Below are 6,539 nucleotides of genomic sequence, written 5' to 3'. Positions count from 1 at the left end.
TTCCCAGTATTTTTTGCAGAATAAATGCAGAAAGCATCGATTCTAGATCATATTCTCTTTTTCTACCAAAATATTTGTAGTAAGCAGTGTAGAAACTGAATGGAATAAATTCAGATAAATCAAGATATTGATCGAGCATTTCAAGGAATTGAGGTTTATCATTTTGAGCCCAATCTTTGGCCTGTTCATAAAGATCACCGAAAGACAATTGCTTTTTAGAATTAAAAGACATTATGATTTCCTCCTTTTGGCTTTGTGGTATTTTTAGTATCTCTAACTATATTATACCATATCTTAAGGAGGAAATCACCAAAAATTTATGTCATGAGCCCTGTCATTTAGGACCTTAGACATTATACAAACGACTATAAAAATTAATTTAATGAAAGGAGGGATTTTGGTTTAGTTCTTGTGTTTTAAAAAAAATTAGGGGGTTATATTTAATGCGAAAAAATTTACTTATTACAATTACTGCTTTACTTTTAGTTGGTTTAATGGCTGTTCCTGTTTTTGCTCAAAAAACTGTTTTAGACTTTGTCTGGTTTAGTGATGGGGTAGAAGGAGAAGTACTAAAGGATATTATTGCTGATTATAAAGAAGAACATCCTGATGTAGATTTTAATATCATTGAGGTGCCATATAATGAGTTAAATACTAAAATAAAGACTATGGTTGCAGGTGGAAATCCTCCTGATCTTGCCAGAGTTTCCAATCCAGGAGAATTATCTTCAGCACTGTTAAATCTTAATGACAGTATTGGTCAGGATTATTTAGACAACTTTGTAGAGTCTACCCATCCTTATGTAATGGTAGATGGTAAAATGCTAGCTATCCCAATCGACGTAACAGCAAATGGTATAATTTATAATAAAGACTATTTTGAAGCGGCTGGAATTGATGTACCAGATACTGAAGAAGAATTAGATGATTTATGGACCTGGGAAGAATGGGCTAATGCACTGGAAAAAGTTGTTGAAAATTCAGATGCAAGATATGGATTAGCTTATGATTACAGTCCTCATCGCTGGTCTACACTTCTATATCAGGCAGGAGGATCTTTCTTCTCTAAAGACTGGAGTGAAGTTACAATCAACTCACCTGAAGGAGAAAGAGCTGTAGAATTTTTTGTGGAGTTACATGACAGAAATATAATACCTGAATCTATCTGGTTGGGAGGAGAAAACCCCAATACACTTTTCCGTTCAGGTCTCACAGCAATGCACTTTGCAGGAAACTGGATGCTGACAAATTATCGCGACAATATCGAAAACTTTGACTGGGGAGTAGCTTATATGCCTAAAGGTAAGATAAGATCCTCCGTAGTAGGTGGTAAATTTGTTGCAGGATTTAAAGATTCTGACAATAAAGAAGCAGCTGTTGATTTCTTAAAATATTTCAGTTCTCAGGAAGTAAATGCTAAATTTTGTGAAGAGTCTCTATTTTTAAGTGCCAGAACAGATAACAGTAAACTTAATTATTCTTTTGGCTCTGATATGTTCGAGATTTTCAGTAATGAATTGGCAGTATCACCTCCAGAAGCGGGTTCTGACTGGGCATATAATGAAGCAATGTCAAGAATTTATGATGATATCAGACAAAATATTGTAAAATCAATTCAGCATGAGATAACACCAAAAGAAGCTGTAGAAAATATGGAAGAGCTGGCTAAATCAGAAATTGAAAATATTGAAAACTAAACTAGATCACATTTCCTGGCCTGTTTTGAAACAGGCCAGGATAGTTAATAAGGAGGTATTTTATGTATAGGTGGAAAAAGAAGATAGCACCCTATTTGTTTGTTCTACCGAATTTAATAATATTTAGTATATTTATAGTATTTCCGGCATTATTTGGTTTTTATGTTTCTTTTACAGAATGGGATGTACTTACTTCTCCCGAATTTATAGGTTTAGGAAATTTTATTAAACTTTTTCAGAGTGCTGATTTTTGGGCTATATTAAGCAGAACTTTAATTTATGTATTTTCTGTTGTACCAATTACTTTTGGACTGAGTATGGTTTTAGCAATTATATTAGATAGAAATATTAAAGCCAAAGGATTTTTTAGAGCAATTTTTTATTTACCCACAATGTTATCATTTATAGTTATTGGTGTTTCCTGGCGCTGGATTCTTGGCAATAACTTTGGGATTTTAAATTATTTACTTGATTTAGCGGGGATGGCACCCGTTAATTGGCTTACTAATTCCACAACAGCAACTATTATGGTTATTTTTGCTTCAGTATGGGCCCGAGTTGGATATTTTATGGTAATGTTTATTGCTGGTCTGCAGGGTATTCCTGGTGTATATTATGAAGCGGCTGAAATTGATGGAGCCAGTAAATGGCAGCAGTTTAGACATATTACTTTCCCTCTTTTAAAACCAACCAGTTTAGTAGTTGTAGTATTATCTACCATTCAGGCTTTTAAAATGTTTGGTTTAATTAAAGTTATGACTACTGGTGGTCCTGGCGATAGCACAACTTACCTGGTCCAGGAAATATATCAGCAGGCTTTTCAGGTTGGAGATATGGGTTATGCCTCTGCTATGTCTGTAATGTTATTTCTTATCCTTGGCTTATTAACAATAGTTCAATTTAAAGTATCTAACAGAGGGGGTAATGCATATGAATAATAAAATAAAAAATATTTTATGGTATACAATTTTATTATTATTCAGTTTGATATTTGTTCTACCAATAATCTGGATCTTTATATCTTCTTTAAAAACAAGTAATGAGATTTTTTCCTGGCCGCCAACTATTTTGCCTAATAATGTAACTTTTTCAAATTATATTACTGCTTTTAGCAAAGGAAATTTTATTACTTACTTTAAAAATAGTATTTTTGTCGCTGTGGCAGCAACAGCTTTAACTTTATTAATAAATTCAATGGCGGGTTATGCTTTAGCTAAATTTGATTTTAAAGGCAATAAACTCATATTTTTTCTCTTTATTGCGACATTAATGATTCCCCTGCAGGTTATAATGGTTCCTATTTTTATAGTGCTGAGAAATCTCGGCTTATATAATTCTCTATGGGGGATTATTATACCACCAGCAGCCACACCTACAGGAGTTTTTCTGGTTAGGCAGTATATGACAACAATTCCGGATGAAGTTTTAGAGTCAGCTAGAATTGATGGGGCCTCTGAATGGAGAATATTTTCGATGATTATTCTACCTTTATCTAAACCAGTATTAACTGCTTTAACAATTTTTTCATTTATGTGGAGATGGAATGATTTTCTCTGGCCTTTTGTAGTTTTAAGTAATGAAAGTAAATATACTATTCAGGTAGCAATTGCAAATTTCGTTGGTCAATTTTCTGTTGATTGGAACAGTCTTTTAGCAATGAATATTGTTGCTATGATACCGGTATTATTAGTATTCCTGTTTTTCCAGAGATATTTTGTTAAAGGTATTGCTATGTCAGGTATGAAAATGTAAATAATGTTATCTGGAGGTTTGTTATGATTTTAAAAGAATATCCATTTAAACTGGATAAAGTTGAAAATAATATAATAACATTTGTAGATCAGTTCAAAGAAAAAAACAACTTGAAAGTTAAAGTGTTTGTGCTCGAAAAAGATATTATAAGAGTAATGTTTATCAGAGATAAATTAACTCTGGGAAAAACATGGATGGTAGCACCCAATTTAGCTGATGTCCCCTACCAGGGGAGAGATAAATTTGATATATCTCCGTTTTCTCTGCCAGAATATAATCATTATCAAAAAGGAGATTTTTATGTTATTGAAACTACTTTTCTAAAAGCAAAAATAAATTTGGATGGTTTTAGAATTACCTGGTATGCCAGAAATAATAATGATTGGATTAAAATTGCAGCTGATCGGAAAACTCAAAGTTATAATTTAAATAATCATTTTGGTGAGGGTATTTATCATTATTTAGAAAAAGATAAAAAGGATAAATATTATGGATTGGGGGAAAAAGCCGGTGAGATAGAAAAAAATAATCAGAGGTATCGAATGACTACTATTGATGCAATGGGTTATGATGCGGAAAGATCAGATCCACTTTATAAATACATACCCTTTTATATTACGAGAAACACTTCAAACAACATAGCCCATGGAATTTTTTATGATAATCTAAGTGAAGCTATATTTGATTTTGGTAAAGAAAAAGATAACTATCACGGTCAATACAGATATTATTTTGCTGAAACGGGAGATTTAGATTATTATATAATTCTAGGTCCGGAAATGAGGGAAGTGACCAGGAAATTTTCCTGGCTGAGTGGGGAAAATATTTTTGAACCCAAATGGAGTCTGGGTTATTCAGGCTCTACAATGACCTATACTGATTCACCCAATGCTCAGGAAGAGTTAATGAACTTTATTGCAGACTGTGACCGATATGATATTCCCTGTGACTCTTTTCAATTATCATCTGGTTATACTTCCATTGATGATAAGAGATATGTTTTTAACTGGAATTATTCCAAAATACCTGATCCAGAAAAAATGTCTGCAACTTTTAATAAAAATGGAATCAAACTCTGTGCAAATATAAAACCATGTTTATTGATAGATCATCCCAGATATGAGGAAGCAAAAGAAAAAAATCTCTTTATTAAAAATGAAAAAGGAGAGCCGGAGATATCACAGTTCTGGGATAATTTAGGCTCTTATCTTGATTTTACTAATCAGGATACTGTAGACTGGTGGAAAACTAACGTAAAAAGTCAGCTGCTTGAATTTGGAATTGATTCTACCTGGAATGATAATAATGAATATGAAATCTGGTCAGACAATGCATATGCTGATGGTTTTGACAGTAAAATAAACATGAAATCAATTAGACCTCTGCAGTCTCTTCTGATGATGAAGTCATCATTTGAAGCCCAAAAGGAACATGCGCCCAATAAGAGACCCTATTTGATTTCTCGATCTGGTTGTCCGGGAATGGAAAGATATGTTCAGACCTGGTCTGGAGATAACTATACCAGCTGGAAAACTTTAAAATACAATATAAAAATGGGTCTGGGACTGACGATGTCGGGAGTTTATAATTTTGGCCATGATGTTGGTGGTTTTGCCGGCCCGGCACCAGAACCAGAATTGCTGGTTAGATGGGTTCAGAATGGGATATTTTATCCAAGATTTACGATTCACTCCTGGAATGATGATCAGAGTGTAAATACACCCTGGATGTATCTGGAAAGCATTGATTCAATTAGAAAAGCAATTAAGTTTAGAGAAAAAATAAAACCGTACTTATATAATTTATTATATGAGTCTCATATAAAACACACTCCAATTATTAAACCAACCTTTTACGAGTTTGATGATCAAGAGAGCTATAAACAGGATTTAGAATTTATGCTTGGAGAATCTATGCTGGTAGCTAATGTAGTTGAAAAGGGTGCAGAAAAAAGAAAAACTTATTTACCAGGAGATAATGCCTGGTATGATTTTAATACCAATAAGATTTATCAGGGAGGAGAAGAAATAATAGTTGATGTTTCCCTGGATACTATTCCGCTTTTCATCAAAGAGGGTTCCATAATACCTATTCAGGATCAGGAGATATCATTTGACAAGCAGGAGAAAGAAAAAAGAGCTTTTCTAATTTATCCATTTCTGGATTCTGGCAGAGAAGAATACACATTATTTGAAGATGATGGAGAAAGTTATAACTATTTAGATGGAGAATACAAGAAAATAAAAATAAAGATGGAATCTGATTCGAAAAAAATAGTGCTTCAGATAACCGTGAGTGGAAATTATGAACTGCCTTATCAAAAAATTAAATTGTATTTTCCAGAATTTGAAGGTCGAAATATTGTTATAAATAATCAAGAAATTACTTTAATTGATAATCAACACACAATTTTTTCTATTAAATAGTTTTGGATAAGTTTGATTTATCCAAATTGGTATAAAAAATCAAATAAATTAAAACTAATGGCTGGGAATTTAAATTATTATAAATTACCAGCCATATTAATTTTAAAATAGATTTTATGTTGAATTTTCTGAGATAAAATTTTGAAATAAAGACTAAAAATTATTCTGTCTGTATTCTAAAGGACTATTACCTGTGTGTTTTTTAAATACCTGACTGAAATAGTTTGAACTTTTATAACCCACTTTTTTAGATATTTCATATACTTTTAGTTGTGAATTTAATAATAATTCTTTAGCTTTTTTCATTCTAGTTTCAGTTAAATAACTAATAATAGTCTGTATAATGTTTCTAAGCCCGTCAAAGAGATTTCCAAAAGTTTTTTGTAGTAATTTGAATTATGCTCATTAATTTGACACAGTCGTTTTCTTCCTTCAAAATAATAACTGGAAAGGGAGATAATTATGAGTAAAAATACTAAACGTTCACCTGAAGAAAAGATGGAAATTGTTCTTGAAGGTCTTCAAAATGATAATATATCTGAGACCTGCCGCAAACATGGAATTTATGAAAGTCAATTTTATCAGTGGAAAAAACGTCTTATTGGATCTGCCAGTAAAGTCTTCAGAAACAAAAAGAAAAAAGATCCTGAAAAAGAGAAACTTA

Annotated in this window: 6 protein-coding genes and 1 pseudogene; 5 read left to right on the top strand and 2 right to left on the bottom strand. The window is 32.1% G+C overall.

Going from position 1 to position 6,539, the window contains the following annotated elements; translation table 11 throughout:
- Positions 1–232, bottom strand: a pseudogene (locus tag BW929_RS14925) (ISNCY family transposase); the annotation flags it as partial.
- A gap of 211 nt (positions 233–443) precedes the next feature.
- On the opposite strand from BW929_RS14925, the gene BW929_RS14920 reads away from it, so the two are divergent.
- The 4 genes from BW929_RS14920 (at position 444) to BW929_RS14905 (ending at position 5,875) form a co-directional block, all read left to right on the top strand.
- Positions 444–1,697 (top strand): ABC transporter substrate-binding protein, encoded by a 1,254-nt coding sequence (locus tag BW929_RS14920; protein WP_076546260.1) that lies wholly within the window; start codon positions 444–446, stop codon positions 1,695–1,697.
- Positions 1,698–1,759: 62 nt separating this feature from the next.
- Entirely contained in the window at positions 1,760–2,635 is an 876-nt protein-coding gene (locus BW929_RS14915) for a carbohydrate ABC transporter permease (protein ID WP_076546259.1), read from the top strand.
- Entirely contained in the window at positions 2,628–3,449 is an 822-nt protein-coding gene (locus BW929_RS14910) for a carbohydrate ABC transporter permease (protein WP_076546258.1), read from the top strand. Before BW929_RS14915 ends, BW929_RS14910 begins: the two co-directional genes overlap by 8 nt.
- A 23-nt stretch (positions 3,450–3,472) precedes the next feature.
- Entirely contained in the window at positions 3,473–5,875 is a 2,403-nt protein-coding gene (locus tag BW929_RS14905; protein WP_076546257.1) for a glycoside hydrolase family 31 protein, read from the top strand.
- Positions 5,876–6,028: 153 nt separating this feature from the next.
- On the opposite strand, the gene BW929_RS15675 is transcribed toward BW929_RS14905, so the two are convergent.
- On the bottom strand, positions 6,029–6,205 hold the full coding sequence (locus BW929_RS15675; protein ID WP_407645396.1) for a helix-turn-helix domain-containing protein: 177 nt from the start codon (positions 6,203–6,205) through the stop codon (positions 6,029–6,031).
- A gap of 132 nt (positions 6,206–6,337) precedes the next feature.
- On the opposite strand from BW929_RS15675, the gene BW929_RS14895 reads away from it, so the two are divergent.
- On the top strand, positions 6,338–6,539 hold a 202-nt coding region (locus BW929_RS14895; RefSeq protein WP_084566244.1), incomplete at its 3' end, for a transposase.

It is taken from the genome of Halanaerobium kushneri (assembly GCF_900156285.1).
In the GTDB taxonomy this organism is placed as follows: Bacteria; Bacillota; Halanaerobiia; order Halanaerobiales; family Halanaerobiaceae; genus Halanaerobium; species Halanaerobium kushneri.
This window is presented reverse-complemented; position numbering and strand designations above follow the sequence as displayed.

Excerpts from the sequence above, each read along its gene's own strand:
- BW929_RS14920 (WP_076546260.1), top strand. The coding sequence starts at position 444 with ATGCGAAAAAATTTACTTATTACAATTACTGCTTTACTTTTAGTTGGT.
- BW929_RS14905 (WP_076546257.1), top strand. The coding sequence starts at position 3,473 with ATGATTTTAAAAGAATATCCATTTAAACTGGATAAAGTTGAAAATAAT.
- BW929_RS14915 (WP_076546259.1), top strand. The coding sequence starts at position 1,760 with ATGTATAGGTGGAAAAAGAAGATAGCACCCTATTTGTTTGTTCTACCG.
- BW929_RS14910 (WP_076546258.1), top strand. The coding sequence starts at position 2,628 with ATGAATAATAAAATAAAAAATATTTTATGGTATACAATTTTATTATTA.